The organism is Acidobacteriota bacterium (assembly GCA_020845575.1).
Classification (GTDB): Bacteria; Acidobacteriota; Vicinamibacteria; order Vicinamibacterales; family Vicinamibacteraceae; genus Luteitalea.
Genome location: JADLFL010000023.1, coordinates 67,016 through 85,782 on the forward strand (window position 1 = coordinate 67,016; position 18,767 = coordinate 85,782).

General features: G+C 69.7%; 15 protein-coding genes. 7 read left to right on the forward strand and 8 right to left on the reverse strand.

Features of this window, described 5'->3' with window-relative positions; genetic code table 11:
- Nucleotides 1-114 precede the first annotated feature (114 nt).
- Nucleotides 115-1,290, forward strand: a complete 1,176-nt coding sequence (locus tag IT182_06825) for a DUF2088 domain-containing protein (protein MCC6163046.1) — start codon at nt 115-117, stop codon at nt 1,288-1,290.
- Between the two features lie 6 nt (nt 1,291-1,296).
- Here the strand turns inward: IT182_06825 and hemG are convergent, their stop codons facing one another.
- The 3 genes from hemG to hemN form a co-directional block, all read right to left on the reverse strand.
- Nucleotides 1,297-2,721, reverse strand: a complete 1,425-nt coding sequence (gene hemG / locus IT182_06830; GenBank protein ID MCC6163047.1) for a protoporphyrinogen oxidase — start codon at nt 2,719-2,721, stop codon at nt 1,297-1,299.
- Nucleotides 2,718-3,671, reverse strand: a complete 954-nt coding sequence (gene hemH, locus IT182_06835; GenBank protein ID MCC6163048.1) for a ferrochelatase — start codon at nt 3,669-3,671, stop codon at nt 2,718-2,720. The genes hemG and hemH overlap by 4 nt, the downstream gene beginning before the upstream one ends.
- Nucleotides 3,672-3,772: 101 nt before the next feature.
- Entirely contained in the window at nt 3,773-5,254 is a 1,482-nt protein-coding gene (gene hemN / locus IT182_06840) for an oxygen-independent coproporphyrinogen III oxidase (GenBank protein ID MCC6163049.1), read from the reverse strand.
- 156 nt (nt 5,255-5,410) lie between these two features.
- Here hemN and IT182_06845 point away from each other — a divergent pair, with 156 nt between their 5' ends.
- Both IT182_06845 and IT182_06850 read left to right on the forward strand, forming a co-directional pair.
- The gene (locus IT182_06845; protein ID MCC6163050.1) at nt 5,411-6,181 is read left to right on the forward strand and encodes a class I SAM-dependent methyltransferase; all 771 of its coding nucleotides are present in this window, start codon (nt 5,411-5,413) and stop codon (nt 6,179-6,181) included.
- Nucleotides 6,182-6,344: 163 nt separating this feature from the next.
- Nucleotides 6,345-7,238 carry a phosphatase PAP2 family protein gene (locus IT182_06850; protein MCC6163051.1) on the forward strand — a complete coding sequence of 298 codons (894 nt, stop codon included), beginning with the start codon at nt 6,345-6,347 and terminating at the stop codon, nt 7,236-7,238.
- A gap of 195 nt (nt 7,239-7,433) precedes the next feature.
- On the opposite strand, the gene IT182_06855 is transcribed toward IT182_06850, so the two are convergent.
- From IT182_06855 to IT182_06865, 3 genes are all read right to left on the reverse strand, one after another.
- On the reverse strand, nt 7,434-9,032 hold the full coding sequence (locus IT182_06855) for a serine/threonine protein kinase (GenBank protein ID MCC6163052.1): 1,599 nt from the start codon (nt 9,030-9,032) through the stop codon (nt 7,434-7,436).
- On the reverse strand, nt 9,025-9,633 hold the full coding sequence (locus IT182_06860) for a sigma-70 family RNA polymerase sigma factor (GenBank protein ID MCC6163053.1): 609 nt from the start codon (nt 9,631-9,633) through the stop codon (nt 9,025-9,027). The genes IT182_06855 and IT182_06860 overlap by 8 nt, the downstream gene beginning before the upstream one ends.
- Before the next feature lie 176 nt (nt 9,634-9,809).
- Complete coding sequence (locus IT182_06865) at nt 9,810-10,502, reverse strand: hypothetical protein (GenBank protein MCC6163054.1); 693 nt, start codon at nt 10,500-10,502, stop codon at nt 9,810-9,812.
- A 38-nt stretch (nt 10,503-10,540) separates the two neighbouring features.
- Between IT182_06865 and IT182_06870 the strand changes: the two genes are divergently transcribed.
- Both IT182_06870 and IT182_06875 read left to right on the forward strand, forming a co-directional pair.
- On the forward strand, nt 10,541-11,518 hold the full coding sequence (locus IT182_06870; GenBank protein ID MCC6163055.1) for a sugar phosphate isomerase/epimerase: 978 nt from the start codon (nt 10,541-10,543) through the stop codon (nt 11,516-11,518).
- Between the two features lie 13 nt (nt 11,519-11,531).
- Nucleotides 11,532-14,846 carry a DEAD/DEAH box helicase gene (locus tag IT182_06875; protein MCC6163056.1) on the forward strand — a complete coding sequence of 1,105 codons (3,315 nt, stop codon included), beginning with the start codon at nt 11,532-11,534 and terminating at the stop codon, nt 14,844-14,846.
- A gap of 201 nt (nt 14,847-15,047) precedes the next feature.
- On the opposite strand, the gene IT182_06880 is transcribed toward IT182_06875, so the two are convergent.
- Nucleotides 15,048-15,443, reverse strand: a complete 396-nt coding sequence (locus IT182_06880; protein ID MCC6163057.1) for a nuclear transport factor 2 family protein — start codon at nt 15,441-15,443, stop codon at nt 15,048-15,050.
- A 131-nt stretch (nt 15,444-15,574) separates the two neighbouring features.
- On the opposite strand from IT182_06880, the gene IT182_06885 reads away from it, so the two are divergent.
- Complete coding sequence (locus tag IT182_06885; protein ID MCC6163058.1) at nt 15,575-15,802, forward strand: hypothetical protein; 228 nt, start codon at nt 15,575-15,577, stop codon at nt 15,800-15,802.
- Nucleotides 15,803-15,922: 120 nt separating this feature from the next.
- On the opposite strand, the gene IT182_06890 is transcribed toward IT182_06885, so the two are convergent.
- Nucleotides 15,923-17,431 carry a sigma-54-dependent Fis family transcriptional regulator gene (locus tag IT182_06890; GenBank protein ID MCC6163059.1) on the reverse strand — a complete coding sequence of 503 codons (1,509 nt, stop codon included), beginning with the start codon at nt 17,429-17,431 and terminating at the stop codon, nt 15,923-15,925.
- A gap of 145 nt (nt 17,432-17,576) precedes the next feature.
- Here IT182_06890 and IT182_06895 point away from each other — a divergent pair, with 145 nt between their 5' ends.
- Nucleotides 17,577-18,767: an efflux RND transporter periplasmic adaptor subunit gene (locus IT182_06895; protein MCC6163060.1), complete on the forward strand. Its 1,191-nt coding sequence runs from the start codon at nt 17,577-17,579 to the stop codon at nt 18,765-18,767.

An 18,767-nucleotide genomic window follows, 5' to 3' on the forward strand; every position in this document is an offset into this window, starting at 1 on the left:
GACCTCTCGCAATGTCTGTCTGCCATAGCCGCGCCTGACGCGTCCGTGTCACGCGACGCGGTCGCCGATGTCGTCACGCGCTGTTGTCCGCTCGATGACTGGGGTGGCACGCGCGTGCTGGCCATCGTGCCAGACGGCACGCGGACGGCGCCCGTCGGCACCGTCTTCAGGCTCCTGCACGAGCACCTGAGCGGACACGCCGCCGCGCTCGACGTGATGATCGCGCTCGGCACGCACCAGCCCATGTCCGAGGAGGCCATCTGCCGTCGTCTCGACATGACGATGGAGGAGCGGCAGGGACGGTATCGCGACGTCGCGTTCTTCAATCACGCGTGGGACGATCCCACCGCCCTGCAGCGCGTGGGCGTGCTGGAGGCCGATCGGATCCAGGAACTGACAGGCGGCGCGTTCGCGATGGACGTGCCCGTCGAGATCAACAGGCGCGTGCTCGAGTACGACAGGATCGTCATCATCGGTCCTGTGTTCCCGCACGAAGTGGTGGGCTTCTCCGGCGGCAACAAGTACCTGTTCCCCGGCGTGAGCGGCCCGGCCATCCTGAACTTCTTCCACTGGCTCGGCGCGGTGGTGACCAACCCGATGATCATCGGGAACAAGTGGACGCCCGTGCGCAAGGTGGTCGACGCGGCGGGCGCGCTCGTGCCGGTGCCGAAGACGTGCTTCTGTCTCGTGGTCCGGCCAGACGGCGCGCTCGCGGGGATCGTCGCCGGGACACCCGAAGCCGCGTGGACCGACGCCAGCGAACTCTCGCGCCGTACCCACATCGTCTACAAGGAGCGGCCGTATCACACGGTGCTGTCGTGCGTGCCACGCATGTACGAGGACCTCTGGACGGGCGGCAAGGGGATGTACAAGCTCGAACCCGTCGTTGCCGACGGCGGCGAGTTGATCATCTACGCGCCGCACATCGCCGAGGTCTCGGTGACGCATGGCCACCTGCTGCTCGACATCGGCTACCACTGCCGCGACTACTTCCGGGAACAATGGGATCGCTTCGGCCACCTGCCGTGGGGCGTGCTCGCGCACTCCACGCACGTCCGCGGCGTGGGCACGTACGAAGACGGCGTGGAACGCTGCCGCATCCAGGTGACCGTCGCCAGCCAGATCCCCGAAGGCATCTGCCGCCAGCTCAATCTCGGCTACCGCGACCCCGCGACGATCGACATCGAGTCCTTCGCCAACCGCGAGGCCGAAGGGGTGCTCCTGGTCCGCAAGGCCGGCGAGATGCTGTACCGGCTGGCCGACGCGCCCACGTGGGCAGCCGAAGCGTAGGACATTTCAGATGAGCGGCCGGGCTCCAAGAGCCGGCGCTGCCTCTGATCCCCTGAGATTCTGCAATCGGGCGATGCCGAAATTGCGGGCGTCAGCAATGCATGCATTGATGGACACACCCCGATAGGCATTGCCGGCCAGGAAGAGCCCCGGGTGTCTGGCGAGGCGCGCTTCGGCGGTGGCGACGCGATCGCGGTGGCCGACGGTGTACTGCGGAATACCGGTCCGATGGCGAATCAGCCTGACGAACGACGGCGCGGAGTCGATGCCGAGTATCGTTCGTAGATCCTTACGCACCACGGCCAGCACCCTGTCATCGTCCAGCGTCACCGCTGTGGGATCACTCGCGCCGCCCATCATCACCCGCATCAGGACGTGGCCCTTCGGGGCGCGGCCGGGGAACACGATCGAGTCCCATACGCAGCCCAGCGTGCGCAATCCCTCGATGCGCGGGATCAGGTAGCCGAAGCCGTCGAGCGGTCTCGGCAACTGCGACTCGGAGAAGCCGAGACACGCAACGACCATGCTCGCCGTGGGCATCTCGTCGAGCACCGCGGCCAGCGGACGATCGAAGTCGCGGACGATGCGCGCCGTCTGCGCGGACCCGCCGGCCATCACGACGGCATCGGCAACCTCCGTGCGGCCGTCCTCGCAGAGCAGCCGATACGCGCCGGTCCCGGTGCGCACGACGGCCTCGACGCCCGCACTCGTGCGAACGACATGGCCCAGACGATCGGCCAGCGTGCGGACGAGCACGTCGAGACCGCCTGCGAACGACGTGAGCCGGCCCGTTGGCGCACCGATGCCGTTGGCCTTGTCGCGTGACCGCTTCCGACGTGCAACGAGCGCTCGCACGAGACCGCCATGATCGGTCTCCATCTGCCACATGGCCGGAAAGCACGCGCGCAGCGACAGCGCGTGCGCGTCGCCGCCGAACACGCCGGACACCATCGGATCGATCAGCATGTCGGCGGCCTCGCCGCCGATGCGGCGCGCGGCGAAGGCGTGGATGGTCTCGTCGCCGGCGGGGCGCGACGCCGCGAACGGTTCCCACGCCAGGCGCGCCTTGGCGGGCCACGACAGCAGACCGCTCCGCAGCAGGCTCACCGGGCCCGTCGGCACCTCGTGCAGACGCAGGCCCCTGACGATGTAGCGCCTGCGTGCGCTGTCGTCGCCCACCTGGAGACGATCGCCGAGCCCGAGTTCGCGCACGAGATCGAGCGTCGGCGGCGAGCTGTCGAGGAAGCCGTTCGGACCCCACTCGCACGTGTACCCGTCTCTGACCTCGGTGCGGATGTTGCCGCCCGCGCGTGGGCTGCGCTCGAAGACCACGACGTCGACGTCGACGGACTTCAGGAGCGTGTGTGCCAGCGACAGTCCCGCGATCCCGCCACCGACGATGGCGACTCGCGGCCGGCCGTCGCCAGTCATACCGGCGCGAGCTGCCGTTGCACGAGATCCGCGAGCGTCTCGATGAAGAGCGGGTGCGTATTGAGCGCGTCACTCCGCCGGTAGTCCACGATCCCTGCGGCCATCGCATCGTCGCGGAACAACTGGTCCACCTCGTACAGCGTCTCGATGTGGTCGGAGACGAACGACACGGGCACCATCAACACGTCGCGGACACCGCGTGCGCCGAGATCGCGCAGGACGTCCTCGGTGCCGGGGCCGATCCACGTGACGGGGCCCGTGCGCGACTGGAACGCGACCGTGTGAGGGTTCGGGATACGCAGGCGTTCGAGGATGCCGCGCACCGTGGCGTGCGTGTGATCGACGTACGGATCGCCCTCGTCCACGAACTTCTGCGGGAGGCCGTGCGCGCTGAACAGGATGGTCACGCCATCGCGCCGCGCCTCGGGGAACGTCGCCAGCGCGCGGCCGACGGTATCGGCCATGGCGTCGAGATACAGCGGATGATCCGGATAGGACTCCACGTAGCTCACGTCGAAGCGTCCCCGCCACCGCGGCAGCGCCAGCGTGCGCTCCAGTTCGCGGCGCGACGATCCGGTCGTGGCGCGCGAGTAGTGCGGATAGAGCGTCACCGCCACGATGCGCGAGACGCCGTGCGCCTGGAGGCGCTCCAGCGCGGCGCTGGTGTCCGGCTGCCAGTACCGCATCGCGATCGCCACCACGCACCGCCGGCCCTCGGCGCACAGCCGTTCCTCGAGCGCAACGGCCTGCTCGCGCGTGAGACGCAGCTGCGGCGACCCGCCTCCGATCGACGCGTAGTTGCGGCGCACCCCCTTGCGGCGCATGCGCGCGACGAGGCGCGCCATGAGCGGCTGCATCGCCGCGCCGAGCGGCAGTTCGATGATGTCGCGATCGGAGAAGAGCGTGACCAGGAACGGCTCCACGTCGTCAAGCGTGTCAGGCCCGCCCATGTTGAAGAGCAGGACACCGACGGGGGGTCGCTCGAACGCGTAAGGCACGACACACGCGTCAGACTGGGTCGATGAGGGAAGCGTCGCAACGAGAGGCACGATCAGACGGTCCTCGAGAACACCGGCGTGGCGGCGCGCGCCTCGCGCAGGTGGCGGTCGAAGGTCATGCAGATGTTGCGCACCAGCGCGCGGCCTCTCGGCGTCACGCGCAGCACGCCGGCGTGCTCGCGCAGCAGGCCGTGGCGTACGGGACCATCGGCCAGTTCCTGCAGTTCGCGCGCGAAGTACGCGTCGAAGTCGATGCCGAACCGCCGCTCGACCTCGTGGACGTCGAGCACCATCGCGCACATCAACTGCGCGATGACGTGGCGCCGGATCTGGTCGTCGGGGTCGAGCGCGTAGCCGCGTTCCACTGGCAGGCGGCCCTCGTCGATCGCGCGGTAGTAGGCGCTGAGCTTCTTCGTGTTCTGCGTGAACGCGCCCGCCACGTCGCCGATCGCCGAGACACCGAGGCCGACGAGATCGGGCGCCGGACGCGTGGTGTAGCCCATGAAGTTGCGGTGCAGCGTCCCCGTCGCCGCGGCGCGGGCCAGGTCGTCTCCGGGCAGCGCGAAGTGGTCCATGCCGATGGCGACGTACCCGGCGTCGATCAGACGCTGCCGCGCGTCGACGAACAGACGCAGCTTCTGGTCCGCCGACGGCAGGTCCTCGACGCGCAGCAGTTTCTGGTGCGCGCGAATCCATGGCACGTGCGCGAAGGAGTACGCGGCGATGCGGTCTGGCCGCAGCGCGATGACCGTGTCGATGGTCCGCGCGAACGACGCGTCGGTCTGCTTCGGGAGGCCGTAGATCAGATCGACGTTGATGGAAGCGAACCCGAGCTGCCGCGCGTGGTGGATGAGCGCGCGCGTCGCCGCCACGCCCTGCACACGGTTGACCGCCTGCTGCACGTCATCGTCGAAGTCCTGCACGCCGAGCGAGAGGCGCGAGAAGCCGAGGGCACGCAGCACCTCGAGCTGTTCGAATGACGTCACGCGCGGATCGACTTCGATGGCCCGTTCGCCGGAGGCCTCGATGTCGAACGAGTCGCACACCGCGGCGTGGAGGCCGCGCATCTGGTCGGGCGAGAGATAGCTCGGTGTGCCGCCGCCCCAGTGGTACTGCACCACGTGCCGGCGGCGACCGAGGCGCTCGGCGACCATGCGCAGTTCCCGAACGAGATACGTCAGGTATTCGGCGGCCACGTGGCGCTTGCGCGTGACGATGACCGAGCAGCCGCAAAAGGCGCAGCGCGACTCGCAGAAGGGCAGGTGGAGATACAGGGAGAGCGGCGCGTCGGCGTTGGTGGCGGCGCGAGACAGATGCGCGTCGTAGTCGGCGGCGCCGAACCCGGAGTGGAACTCGACGGCGGTCGGGTACGAGGTGTAGCGCGGCCCCGGCTTGTCGTACCGGTGCAGCAGATCGACCGTGACAGCAGGGTTGTCGAAATCCCCGGGTGCGACGGTCGCACCCGGGGCGGGCAGTGGGGAGGTCAGGTCCTGCGGGGAGGATGCCACTGCCACGAGCGTCCCCGGTGCAAGCATCGAGCCACGCATGAATCGCACGCCCGCCGGCACTCAGCCGTGTGCGCAGGCAGCCCGTGCGGAATTCTCCGCCGATGCGGGGAATACTTGGAATGCCGCGATGCCGAATGCCGAATGCGGGGCCGGGCTCGGAGAGCCCTACCTCCTGAGCCGCCCATGAACCCGTTCTCCGACCGTCACATGGCCATCGGCTACGCGCGGGCGCGGCCCGGGGTACACCCACATGTGATCGCGCTGCTCGACGACTGGCTCAGCGGGCGGCGGTTCGATCGGGTTCTTGACGTGGGGTGCGGGGCGGGGTTGTCGACGCGTCCGTTACTCGGGCTCGCCCGCGCGTGCGTCGCCATCGACCCGTCCGAGGCGATGGTGGCGGCTGCGCGACAAGTGGTGCCGGAGGCCGTGTCACTCGTGGCGGCAGCGGAAGCCATCCCGCTGCCCGATCGCGCCATCGGCCTCGCCACCGCAGCCGGCTCGCTCAATTTCGCGCGCGATCTCGACGCCTGCTGGCCAGAACTCGCCCGCGTCATCGAGCCAGACGGCGTGCTCGCCGTGTACGACTTCTCCGTCGCACGGACGTTCGCCAGCGGCGACACCACGGGGCTCGTTCGGGCGTTCGGCGCGTTCGCGGGGCGGTACCCGAGTCCGGTCAGTCAGGCGATTCCCCTGTCTCCGGCGATTCTGGCCGACAGGGCTCCGGCGTTCCGCCTGATGCGCGGCGAATCGTTCGCCCTGCCGCTGCCGCTCACCGCAGACACCTACGTGCGGTACCTCCTGACCGAGACGAACGTCCACGCCGCCATCCGCCGCGGCGTGCCCGTCGAGGACGTGGAAACCTGGCTGACGACGCACGTCGCCCCGCTGTTCGAGGGCGTTCAGAGGGACCTCCTGTTCGAGGGCTACCTCGCGGTCCTGACACCACGAGCGTGATCACGACCGGCAACCGGCAACCGGCAACCGGTTGACGGGCGTCGCTGCCGGACGGCCTGCCCCGCCGTAGTGCGCCAGCGCGGAGATGTCCGGTTGCCGGTTGCCCATTGCCGGTTGCCGGTTGCCGGTTGCCGACTGTATCCCCACCTGAGGTACAGTTGTCGTGCTTCACCTCATGCGTCACTGGTCCGCTCTCACCGTCGCCACGGTGCTGTGGGTGGCCGTTCCTGCCGTACACGCCCAGGAAGGCCCGACAGCCACCTCGTCTCCGATCGCGTCGCCCACCGCCCTGCCGGAGGAACTCGATGCATCGCCTCCGGGGGTCCACGAGTCCGCGGCGACCACGCTGCGGCAGGCGCCCGAGATACGATTGCCCGGGGCGCTCGCGCCCAGACGACATGCGGCGCCCTCGGTGGGCTCCCTCATCAGCGAGCTCCCGTTCGACTTCCGCGCGGCGGCAAGTACCGACAACGCCATCATCATGCTGTCGGCGAGCGCGTCGGCGTCGCTGATGCACCCCTACGATCAGCGGATCACCGCGCGCCTGACGTCTTCCCCCTCGCTCGACACGTTCTTCGCGCCTGGCAAACTGGCGGGCGGATTCGCGGTGCAGTTCGGTGGTGCGTGGGCGGCGTACGGCCTCGGACGCGTCGTGGGCAACGAGCGCCTTGCCATGGTCGGCGCCGACCTCGTTCGCGCGCAGATCGTCAACTCGGTGTTCACGCAGGGACTCAAACTGAGCGTCGGTCGCTCGCGTCCGGACGGCGACGCGTGGTCCTTCCCGTCGGGCCACACCTCCGGCACCTTCGCCAACGCAGCCGTGCTGCACCGGCATTTCGGTTGGAAGGTCGGCGCGCCGATGTACGCGCTGGCCACGTACGTGGCCGCCTCGCGCATCCAGGAGCGCCGGCATTTCGCGAGCGACGTCCTCTTCGGCGCAGGCGTCGGGTTGATCTCGGGACGAGCCGTGACCGTCGGACGCGGCCGCGCGCGATTCGCCGCAGCCCCTATGGGCCTCCCCGGCGGCGCCGGCATCACCTTCACGCGCATCGATTGAAGCGGGCCGCAATACCACGGTGTCACTGCGGGACTTCCCGCCTTCGCCGAGGGCGACGGCGCGGCAGGCCGCCCGGCGGACGGCGATCACGGACTGCCGGACGACTTGTCCGCCGTAGCCCGCAGGGCGAAGGTGGAAATCCGACGGCTACACCTTGATGAGGGAACCGGCCCGCCGGATGGCCGGCCGTGCCGTTCAACGACGCAGGGCAGCGGCGAACGCGGCGGCGCTGGTGAGGCGCGCGGAGCGGCGAGGGTGCAGCGCACGCGACAGCACGTCGGCGACATCTGGCGGGATCCCCGGAGCGAGCGCGCGCACGTCGACACGGTCGCGGCACCGGATCTGCCGCAGCACGCCGGCAGGCGTCCGCGTCGCGAACGGATGCACGCCCGTCATCATCTCGACGGTCGTCACGGCCAGCGCCCAGACATCGTCGTGCTCCCCCGGTGGCGCGCCGTCGATGGCGTCGGGCGAGAGGTAACGCGGCGTCCCGGCAACCGACGTCTCCGTACGATCGGCCGTCCACCGGGTGAGACCGAAATCGAGCAGCTTCGGCAGGCCGTGACTGTCGAACGCGATGTTGGCCGGCTTGACGTCGCGGTGCAGCCAGCCGCGCGCGTGGAGTGCAGCGAGGACATCGGCGATCGACGCGCCAAGCGCGATCGCATCAGGGACGGCGAGCGGTCCATGCGCCAGCCGCTCCGAGAGCGTGCCGCCGGGCAGATACTCCACGACGAGCACGGGCGTCTCCCGCCACTCCTCCAGTCCGTAGAGCACGGCCACCTGCGGATGGTCGATCGCCGCCATCGCGCGCGCCTCGGCGCGGATGCCGTCCAGGGCAGCAGGCGCGAGCCCGGGAGGCGTCTTCAGCACGACCAACCGATCGAGACGTCTGTCGCGCGCGAGATACGCCACGCCCATCCCGCCACGCCCGATACGACGTATCACGTCGAATCCATGCAGCCGCACGGGCAACGCCGCGGCGACCAGACCCGTCCCGCGTGCGCATGTGCACGTGCCGGCATGCTCGCGAATCGCACCGCAGTCGCCGCACTCGAAGGCCACGTCGGCGGCGCCCTCGCCGCGCGCGTCACATGTACGCCCGCACGTCGCCAACGCCACCGCCGCCATGTTCGCCGCCACGCCAAGACACGCACGGTCGGCGCGCGTGTGAGGCCGCCCGTCATGCCGCCGTCCCACGAGCACGCCGGCGAGTGGACGCCCATGCGGCGACGCGATGGGCACGAGCGCCGCCACGCCGAACCGCGCAAGCCACTCGCGATCCGACACGGGCAGCAACGCGTAAGCCAGAGACGAGGTATCGACGCGAACCGTCGTGCCGCCGCACAACAGCGCGCTGGTGGCCGACTGCGGGTCGAGTGCCGGCCCGTCTCCGGCCAGCGTCCGCCACGCGCGTCCGTCCAGCGTGAGTACGGCCACGACCGGAGCGCTGACGATCGACGGCAGGTGACGATGGAGAGCGGCGGCAATCTCGCGAGGCGAACGGGCACGATGCGTGTCGCTCGCGAGCACGGCAAGAGCATCGGTGACGCGACTGGCTCGAACACCCCCTCTCGCACGACCGAGGCGCATCGATGCGCGCAGATACACGGACACGCGCGTACACAAGCGATCGAACGTCGACGGCGTGCTGTCGGGCGATACGGCGATCCCTGCCAGCAGGCGCATCTGGCGCACGCGGGCGTCGGTCTCCACAGGCGCGTCTCCGGAGGGCGACGAACCGTCGATGAAGGCCGTCACCGCACCGCGGAGTGCCAGACCGCCATCACGCATGAGCCATCTCGCGCGCAAGGCGTTCGAGCGCTCGTCGCAGCGCAACCCGCGCCGTGTCCACGCGCGGACGATTGGTCATGAAGGCGAGCTGATCGAGCGAGTACCCGAGTTCGACGCGAGCCACCACGAGCCGCCTGTCCGTCGGACGCAGCCGAGCAAGCGCGTCCCTGTATCGGGACTCCGTCTGATGTGCCACCGCCTCGTCGAGCGGCGACGGCTGCCTGTCGGCATGACAGTCGTCGACGACCTCGGCAACGCCGCGACGCGCGATGCGGCGGAACTCGTCGTTGATGCGGTTGTCCACCGCGCGGCGCAGGTACGCCTGCAGCGCACGATGCCCCTGCGGCTCGAACTCGTCGAGCCGGCGCAGCGTCTGCACCACGGCGTCCTGCACGAGATCGGCGGTGTCGGCCATGGTGCGCGCCCATCGCGGCAGTCGTCCTCGTGCCCATCGCTGCAACGGACCGACGTGCGGGGCGAACAGTCCGTGCAGCGCAGACGCGTCGCCGCCGCGCGCACGCTGCAACAGGTGCCGGAAGGCCTGTCCCGTGGCGGACGCGGTGACGGCGAAGGGATGATGATCTCGATTGACGACGCGCACGATGGCAGCTCCGGTCGAGGACGCCTGGTGAGACCGACGACACCGCAACGTTTCGCAGACGCGACGCCACGCACCCGGCAGTGCGCACACTCCCGGCAGGCACGGGGCCCACGCGCGACTTGGCTGTGATCGAGAACAACGACGAGCGCGAGACGAGCGAACGCGCGGCGCGCGCGTCAGTCGAGGAACGGCTCGACGAGCACGTTCCAGAGCGCGTATCCCTTCGCCGACAGATGCAGCCCATCAGCAATGAAGAGATCCGCGCGCGGCTTGCCGTCCCAGCCGATCATCGGACCATCCACGTCGACGAAACCGAGCCGACCGTCGGCATCGCAAAGCGTGCGGATCCGCGCGTTGGCGTCGCGCACCTTGTCGACGATGGCCCAGCGCGCGAGGCTCGGCTTGATGGCCACAAACGCGATGCGCGTGGCGGGCAGTGACCCGTGGATGGCCGCGACGAACGCCTGGAAGTCCGCGAACACCTGTGCGGGCGATCGCCCGGCGGCGAGATCGTTGTCGCCCGCGTAGAAGATGACCGTGCGAGGCGTGTGCCGCAGCACGAGCCGCTCGACGTGGCGAACCGAGTCTGGAATCTGCGAACCGCCGAATCCGCGATTGAGCACGGGCCGACCCGGAAACGCGGCGCCGAGATCCCACAACCTGATGCTCGAACTGCCGACGAACACGAGGCCACCCGCCGCGAACGGCCGCGCCTCATCGTCGGCGGCGAAAGCCGCCATGTCCTTCGCCCATCGATCCGCATCGGCGATCTGCGTCGCCGACGCACCCTGTGCCAGGACCGCGCGCGACGCCCCGCACGCCGCCACGATGCCGCACGCCATCGCCGTCATCACGTCTCGTCGTGTCACGTCTCGCGTCTCCCCCGCCGGCACACTATACTGCGCGGATGGTCATCACGCCGGAGGCCGCCCCCGCAAACGGGCACGGGTCCGGCACCTCCCGAACGCCGATGCCCACGCGACGCGAGTTCCTGGCGGCAGCAACGATCCCGGCGGTCCTGGGAACCCATGGCGTCGTGTCGACCGCGCCAGCGGCGCATGCCTCCGTCGTGCCCGGGCTGCCGAGCCGCATCAAGACGAGCTGCAACCTGTACTCGTTCAACGGCCCGCTCACGCGCGGCGAGATGACGCTCGAACAGGTGATCGAGTACTGCGCCGAAATCGGGTTCGACGCGGTGGACCCGACCGGCTACTACTTCACGGGCTATCCGTCAGTGCCGGCTGACGAATTGATCCACCGCATCAAGCATCTCGCGTTCAGCATGGGCCTGGCCATCAGCGGCACCGGCGTGCGCAACGACTTCGCCGTGCCGGACGCCGTGAAGCGCGACGCCGACGTGGCGCACGTCAGTCGGTGGGTGGACGTGGCCGCCAGGCTCGGCGCGCCCGTGCTTCGCGTGTTCGACGGCCGCGTGATGCCCCCGGACGTGTCGAAGGCCACGGTGATGGACTGGATCGTCGATGGCATCCGGCGCTGCGTCGACGCCGCCCGGGCGCGCGGCGTGATCATCGTGCTGCAGAACCACAACGATGCCCTGAAGGAGGCCGGCGATTACCTGACGATTCGGGAGCGCATCCCCTCGCCGTGGTTCGGGCTGAACGTGGACATCGGCAGCCTCAGGCTGACTGACGACCCGTATGCCGAGATCGCGACACTCGCGCCGCACGCGTGCACGTGGCAGGTGAAGGAACTGGTGTACCGCCGCAACGTCGAAGAGCGCGTGGACCTGCGGCAGATCGCGCGCATCCTCCGCGACGCCCGCTATCGCGGATACGTGCCCATCGAGACGCTGGGGCCGGAAGATCCGAGAATCACGGTACGCGCCTTCCTCGACGAGTTCCGCGCGGCCGTCGGCGTCGCCTGATCGCTCGCCCCGCATGCCTCGCACGCTCGCCGACACCCTGCGCCCCTTCGTCTCTGTCACCACACAGGCGCGCGGCGACGCGTACAGCCGTCAGGGGCGCGTCGCGATCGTCCACGCGAACCCCGCGAGCGTCTCGGCGCGCGTCAAGGGTTCCACGCTGTACGAGGTGTCGCTCGACATCGAGGACGGCTGGCTCGTCCCGTCGTGCGACTGCCCCTACTTCGACTCCGCGCTCGGCCCGTGCAAGCACCTCTGGGCGCTCGCGGTCACCGCAGACAGGCAGCGCATCGTCGTTGTCCCCCCCGATCTCGAACTCGACGTCTCGGGCGCTGTCGGGGACTGGCGGTCCTACGACGCCTCGCCGACACCGCGGCACACCCGCGCGGCGCCCGCCGCGTGGGAGACGTTCCTCGCCGCGCTTCCACCACCACCAGGCGCGCCGGCCGCGTCAGGGGCATTGGCCGAGGGCGAACTGATCTACGTCTTCGATCCGCTGCGATCCACCGACACGCAGGGGCTGCACATCGAACTGCAGCGGCGGCAGCGCAAGAAGAACGGGGAGTGGGCCAAACCGCGCGACGCCACGCTGACGCGCAGTCAACTGCGGCATCTGCCCAACGAGGCCGACCGCGACATCCTCGAGCGTGTGTGCGGTGCCGATTCGGCGTGGGCCGCCGCATGGAACTACGGCGGCTCGCTGCCGCTGCAGTCGCCGTTCGTGCTCACGCCCGCGCTGCAGCGCGACCTCGCCGAGCGCCTGTGCGCCACGGGACGGCTGATGCTTCGCCTGCCGCGCGAACACGGCCAGGTCTCGCTCGAGCCGATCCGCTGGCTCGACGATCCGGCCACCTTCCGCCTCGTCATCACGGGGACGGCCGGCACCGGCTATCACGTGGACGGCGTCTTCGAGCAGTCCGCGCGCGAACGCCCGTTCGACGAGGCGTGGTTCGTGACGCTGGCGGTGGTGCTCTGGCGCGGTACTGCGACGGAGCCGCCCGCCATGTCGCTGTTCGACGCGGGAGGGTCCGAGCGCTGGCTGGCGAGCCTGCTCGCCACGGGAGCCGTGGACGTGCCCGCCAAGGGCGCCCCGAAGCTCCTCGAAGCCATCGCAACGACACCCCGCGCGCGCATCACGAGCCCCGACGACCTGCACCTCGACGTCCACGAAGAACGGCCGCAGCCGATCGCACGGATCGCGCGGCCCGCGGCGCGCGCCGCGTGGACCGCGGCGCGGTTGTCGCTCACGGTGGCGTTCGCGTACGGCCCCGTGGAGGTCGCCGCGGGTGCGCCGGCACTCACGGTGTTCGACGCCGCGGCACGCGCCGTGTGGCAGCGCGACCCGGCGGCGGAACAGCGCGCGCTGGACGAACTGGTCAGCCTTGGCGTACGCGATCTCCAGGCCTCGCGCACGCTGCCGTGGGATGCGCGCATGCACCTGGCCAACGCCGGGGGCGGACGCCCGTTCGACATGCCCGAGTCGGCCCTGCCGCTCGTGGTGCGTGAGCTCACCAGGCGAGGCTGGCGCGTCGAGGCCGATGGTCGGGTGTACCGTCGCCCCGGCACGTGGACGCTCGGCATCAGCTCCGGCATCGACTGGTTCGAACTGCGCGGCGAGGTGGACTTCGGCGGCGAGCGTGCGCACCTGCCTGCCCTGCTGGCCGCCGCACGCAGGGGCGACACGTTCGTGACGCTGGGCGACGGATCGTTCGGCCTGCTGCCCGATGAATGGCTCGCGCGGTCACTGCGCCTGGCCGCCGTCGGCGAGATCGAGGGCGATCACATCCGCTTCCAGCCGTCGCAGGCCGCGCTCATCGACGCCTGGCTCGCCGAGCAGCCCGCCGTCACGTGGGACGAGCCGTTCGCCCGCCTGCGCGACGAGCTCGCGCACTTTGCGGGCATCGCACCACTGGACCCGCCACCGACGTTCACCGGCGCGCTGCGCGGCTATCAGCGCGACGCGCTCGGCTGGTTCGCGTTCCTGCGGCGCTTCGGCTTCGGTGGGTGCCTGGCCGACGAGATGGGCCTCGGCAAGACGGTGATGGTACTGGCGGCGCTCGAAGCCCGGCGGCTCGAACGACAGACGGACGGGACGCCCCATCGTCCCTCGCTCATCGTCGTACCGCGATCGCTGGTGTTCAACTGGCTGCAGGAGGCCGCGCGCTTCGCGCCGGGGCTGCGGATGCTCGACGCGACGGGTGGCAGGCGTGGCGAGGCGTTCGACACGCTGGGCGAGCACGACGTGGTGGTGGTCACGTACGGCACGCTGCGGCGCGACATCGGCCGGCTCAAGGACATCACGTTCGACTACGCGATCCTCGACGAGGCGCAGGCGATCAAGAACGCGCGCACGGCCGCCGCGCGATCGGCCCGTTTGCTGAAGGCCTCGCACCGACTCGCGCTGAGCGGCACACCCGTCGAGAATCACCTCGGCGAGTTGTGGAGCCTGTTCGAGTTCCTGAACCCGGGCATGCTCGGATCGGCGACGGCGTTCACCGGCGCGCGCACGGTCGATGGCCTTGACGATGAGGAGATGCTGACGATCGTCGGACGTGGGCTGCGGCCGTTCATCCTGCGGCGGACGAAGGAACAGGTGGCCTCCGAACTGCCGCCGCGCACCGAACAGACGCTGTTCTGCGATCTCGAACCGGCACAGCGCGCGTTGTACGACGAGTTGCGCGCGCACTATCACACCAGGCTGCTCGGCAAGGGCGCAACCGGGGATGGCACACAGCAATCGGCCATTCACGTCCTCGAGGCGCTGCTGCGCCTCCGGCAGGCGGCGTGCCATCCGGGGCTGGTCGACGAGGCGCGTGCCAAGGATCCGTCGGCGAAGCTGGACATGCTGCTGCCGCGGCTGCAGGAACTGGTCGAGGATGGCCGCAAGGTGCTGGTCTTCTCGCAGTTCACGTCGCTGCTCGCCCTGCTCCGCGATCGACTCGACGCGTCAGGACTCACCTACGAATACCTCGACGGCCGCACGCGCAACCGCGCGGCGCGTGTCGAACGCTTCCAGCAGGGCCCTTGCCCGCTGTTCCTCATCAGCCTGAAGGCGGGCGGGCTCGGCCTGAACCTCACGGCCGCCGACTACGTGTTCCTGCTCGACCCGTGGTGGAACCCCGCCGTGGAGGCGCAGGCCATCGATCGCGCGCACCGCATCGGCCAGACGCGCGCCGTGTTCGCCTACCGCCTGATCGCGCGCGACACCGTCGAGGAGAAGGTGCTGCAACTCCAGGCCAGCAAGCGCCACCTCGCCGACGCCGTCGTCTCGGCCGACACCACACTGCTGCGCGATCTCAAGCGCGAGGATCTCGAGCTGTTGTTGTCGTGACGACCGCGTCGAGGTCGCTGAACGCGCGCCGCCAGACGACCGGCGTCGTGCACAGGTTCTTGCTCCCAGGCCGCTCGTCCCGGGTGAACGACATCGGGCAGTTCTCGATGCCGATGCGCACGCCAAAAGTCGGTGACGTCGACGTGGGTGACGCCGGCGAACGTGCGTTGATGCAGCTTTCCTGCTTCCTGCCTTCCTGCTTCAGGGCAGCCTCGTGCTCTGCCACGCCACCATCTGCCAGCGGCCGTCGCGCAGCACCCAGACGTCGGTGAAGCGCAACTGGTTGTCCAGCGCCTGGCCGCGCGCGGTCACCTTGAATCGTCCGGCGCCGGTGATCACGGCCGTCGTGCCGTACACCCGCACCTGCACGTCGCGCGACTCGATCGACTCGTACTTGACTTGGCCGCTGCGCATGCTCTCGATGTAGGTGGTCTTGGTGTCCACGGCCGCACTCGAGTGCGTGTAGGTGAGGTCGTCGCCGAGCAGCGCATCGAGCGCCTTGAAATCGTTGGTCGTCTGGGCCTTGAAGCGCGCCATCTCGGCGGCCTTCACCGCCTCGGCCGCGCCGCCCTGGGCTGCCGGTTGGACGTACGCCATGGTCACCGCCGCGAGAAGGGTCACGCCGGTCGCCGCAAGCATCTTCAGCATGGCGCACATCTTACCTGCTTGCGACCGACCTGTGGACAAGCGTTCGCATTCGGCGTTCGGCGTTCTACAATCCGCCGCACATGGATCGCGGAACACGCGCGACGCCGGAGAACCGCGGCGCCGAGGCCGCCGCCCGCTTTCGGGGCGAGGGGTCGACGCCGTCTGGACAGCCCTTGGATCGACGGCCTCGCCGTGTCTTCGAACTCGAGGATTACCTGCTGGCCGGCTGGATCCTGCTCGTCGAGTTTGGCCTGCGGCGAATGGCCGGCAACGTCGATGGCACCCTGAACCCCTTGTCCTGCGCATGATCCTCATGGACCGTGGAGACGCGGCTCCGCTGGCTGCGCGAGATGGGATTCGCCGATGTGGACTGCCACTGGAAGTGGCGGGAGTTCGCGCTGCTCGGGGGACAACGACAACGGCAGTGCTCACCCGAACTCGTACAGGGCGAGGCGGTGATACAGCTGCTTGCGTGACAGGCCGAGCAGCGTCGCGGCGCGTGACTTGTTCCCCCGGGTCTCGCGCAGCGCACGTTCGATCAACTGACGCTCCATCGCGTGCACGTTCGTCGTCGTGGCGATCGTGCGCGGCGCGTGCAGGTCGAGGCCGAGGTGCTCGGCGGCGATCAATCCCCCTTCGGCGACGATGGCGGCGCGTTCGAGGGCGTTGCGGAGCTCGCGCGCGTTGCCGCGCCAGGGATGCGCGAGGAGCGCGGCCTTCGCGTCGTGCGTGAGGCCCGCGGGTGCCCGCCCGAGCGACGCCGACAGGTCATCCAGGTACTGCGCGGTGAGCGCGAGGATGTCCTCGGGACGCTCGCGCAACGGCGGGATCCGGATCCCGAAGACGTGCAGCCGGTAGTAGAGATCGTCGCGGAAGTCGCCGCGCTCCATCGCGACGCGCAGGTCGCGGTTGGTCGCGGCGACGAGCCTGATGTCGGCCTTCACGGGGCGCGTGCCCCCGAGCCGGGTGAACTCCCGCTCCTGGAGCACGCGCAACAGCTTCACCTGCGCCGACGGCGTCATCTCCCCCACTTCGTCGAGCAGCAGCACGCCTCCCGCCGCCGCTTCGATCTGTCCCACGCGTCGCTGCTGTGCGCCGGTGAACGCGCCACGCTCGAAGCCGAACAGTTCCGATTCGAGCAATTGCTCCGGCAGCGCCGCGCAGTTGACGGCCACGAACGGACCGTGCCGGCGTCCTGACACGCGGTGGATGTACCGCGCAAGCACTGCCTTGCCTGTCCCTGACTCCCCCGTCAGCATGACGGTGGTCTCGGTCGCGGCCACCTGCGTCGCGGCGTTGACCACCTGCATCCACGCCTGCGACGTGCCGGCCATCCGTCCGAGCCCGCGGCTCGAGTCGAGCGCGTCCGACAGCGCACGCACGCGCCGCTCCAGCCGCTGCGCGCGCGCTCGTGCTTCCCTCGTCTGTTCGGCTGCCTCCGCAAGCTGCTCGTGCGACAGCCCCAGTGCCATGTGCAGCGCGATGTGCCGCGCCACGGGGACGTCGCGCTCCGAATAGGCCCCCGGCGTGCGCGACCAGAAGTGCAGCGCGCACCGCTGCTGTCCTGCGCGCACGACCACCGACATCACCGCGCGATACCCCGACTCGCGCAGGCGCTCGCCGTAGTCGGCCGGCTCGAGCGCGGCCCATGGCGCGTCGAGCGTGGTGATGTCGTCGACGATGCGGGACCAGCCGTCCTGGAGGGTGGCGATCTCCGCGCTGCTGATGCGGATGAGCGCCGGCCCATCCTCGTTCGAGAACGCGTGCGCCACCAGCGCGCGCGCATCGTCATGGCGCGTCATCACCAGCCTGTCGTGCGGCAGGACGTCTCGCACCGTCTCGGACACCTGCGGGAACACCTCCCTGATGTCCAGCACCGAGCCGACGAGTTCGAGCAGGCGTTCGGAGACTTCGATGGGCAGCGCCATCTGATTCATCGGATTGTACCCACAGGCACATGTTGCGCCTATAGGCGCACATTAGGTTCATGAATGAATGGCCATGCTGGTAGACACGTCTTTATTTTTCTGATGTTTACAAGGACTGACGGCCTCTGGCTGGAGAATTGCTTCATAAGTGAACATGATCGTGCGTTCTCTCCTGCCCGGCCTCCTGCTGGCCCTTGCCCTGCCTGTCGCCTGCGCGCGCTCGGAAGCGCCGCCTCCGCCACAGGCGCCCCCACCGCCAACGGTTCCCGTCGTCGAGGTACAACCCGAAACCGTGGCCGTGGAACGCGAGTGGGTCGCGACGCTCGACGGCCACGTCAACGCGCAGATTCGACCGCAGGTGAGCGGCTATCTCGTGCGCCGGCTGTACACCGAAGGTGCGCCCGTGAAGAAGGGCGCCGTGCTGTTCGAGATCGACGCGCGGACGTTCACCGTGGCGTTCGCACAGGCGGAGGCGCGGCTCGCGGAGGCACGCGCGCAACTGGGACGCGCGGATCGCGACGTGGCGCGCAACACGCCGCTCGCGCAGGAGCGCGCCATCGCGCAGAGCCAGCTCGACAACGACATCCAGGCCCAGCTCGCCGGACAGGCCGCCGTCAAGGCCGCCGAAGCCGCCGTCGACGCGGCCCGCCTGAACGTCGAGTTCACGCGCGTGCGTTCGCTCGTCGACGGCGTGGCCGCGATCGCGAACGCGCAGATCGGCGATCTCGTCGGTCCGCAGACGCTGCTCACCACCGTGTCGCAGGTCGATCCGATTCGCGCGTACTTCTCGCTCAGCGAACGCGAGTACCTGGAACTCGCCGACGCCATCAACTCGACGGCGGCGTCGCGGCTCTGGAGCACGGGCTCCGGCGTCCAGCTCACGCTCGCCGACGGCGTGACGTATCCGCAGCGCGGCCGCTTCCTCGCCGCCGATCGACAGATCGACGCGCGCACGGGCACGCTGCGCCTGAGCGCGACGTTCCCGAATCCCCGCGGTGTCCTGCGTCCCGGCCAGTACGGTCGCGTGCGCGTCGACGCACGAACGGTCACCGATGCGTTACTCGTCCCGCAGCGCGCGGTCACCGAGGTGCAGAGCGGCACGCAGGTGCGCATCGTTGCCGCAGACGGGAAGGTGGAAGTCCGCCACGTGCAGATGGGTGCGCGCGTGGGTTCGCGCTGGCTCGTCGAGCGCGGACTCGCCGCAGGCGACCGCGTCATCGTCGATGCCGGGCAACTCGCCGCAGGCACGGTGGTGAAGACGACGCCCTATGTCGAGCCCCGAGCGACGGCAGCAGCGGCAGCGCCAGGTGCGGCCCCTTCGGCCGCGACGACGGGGGGGCGCTGA

Coding starts and splice junctions, on each gene's coding strand:
- hemH (MCC6163048.1), bottom strand. CDS start 3,671: ATGGGCGGGCCTGACACGCTTGACGACGTGGAGCCGTTCCTGGTCACG.
- IT182_06870 (MCC6163055.1), top strand. CDS start 10,541: ATGGTCATCACGCCGGAGGCCGCCCCCGCAAACGGGCACGGGTCCGGC.
- IT182_06880 (MCC6163057.1), bottom strand. CDS start 15,443: ATGGCGTACGTCCAACCGGCAGCCCAGGGCGGCGCGGCCGAGGCGGTG.
- hemG (MCC6163047.1), bottom strand. CDS start 2,721: ATGACTGGCGACGGCCGGCCGCGAGTCGCCATCGTCGGTGGCGGGATC.
- IT182_06890 (MCC6163059.1), bottom strand. CDS start 17,431: ATGAATCAGATGGCGCTGCCCATCGAAGTCTCCGAACGCCTGCTCGAA.
- hemN (MCC6163049.1), bottom strand. CDS start 5,254: ATGCTTGCACCGGGGACGCTCGTGGCAGTGGCATCCTCCCCGCAGGAC.
- IT182_06885 (MCC6163058.1), top strand. CDS start 15,575: ATGGATCGCGGAACACGCGCGACGCCGGAGAACCGCGGCGCCGAGGCC.
- IT182_06845 (MCC6163050.1), top strand. CDS start 5,411: ATGAACCCGTTCTCCGACCGTCACATGGCCATCGGCTACGCGCGGGCG.
- IT182_06895 (MCC6163060.1), top strand. CDS start 17,577: ATGATCGTGCGTTCTCTCCTGCCCGGCCTCCTGCTGGCCCTTGCCCTG.
- IT182_06875 (MCC6163056.1), top strand. CDS start 11,532: ATGCCTCGCACGCTCGCCGACACCCTGCGCCCCTTCGTCTCTGTCACC.
- IT182_06855 (MCC6163052.1), bottom strand. CDS start 9,032: ATGCGTGATGGCGGTCTGGCACTCCGCGGTGCGGTGACGGCCTTCATC.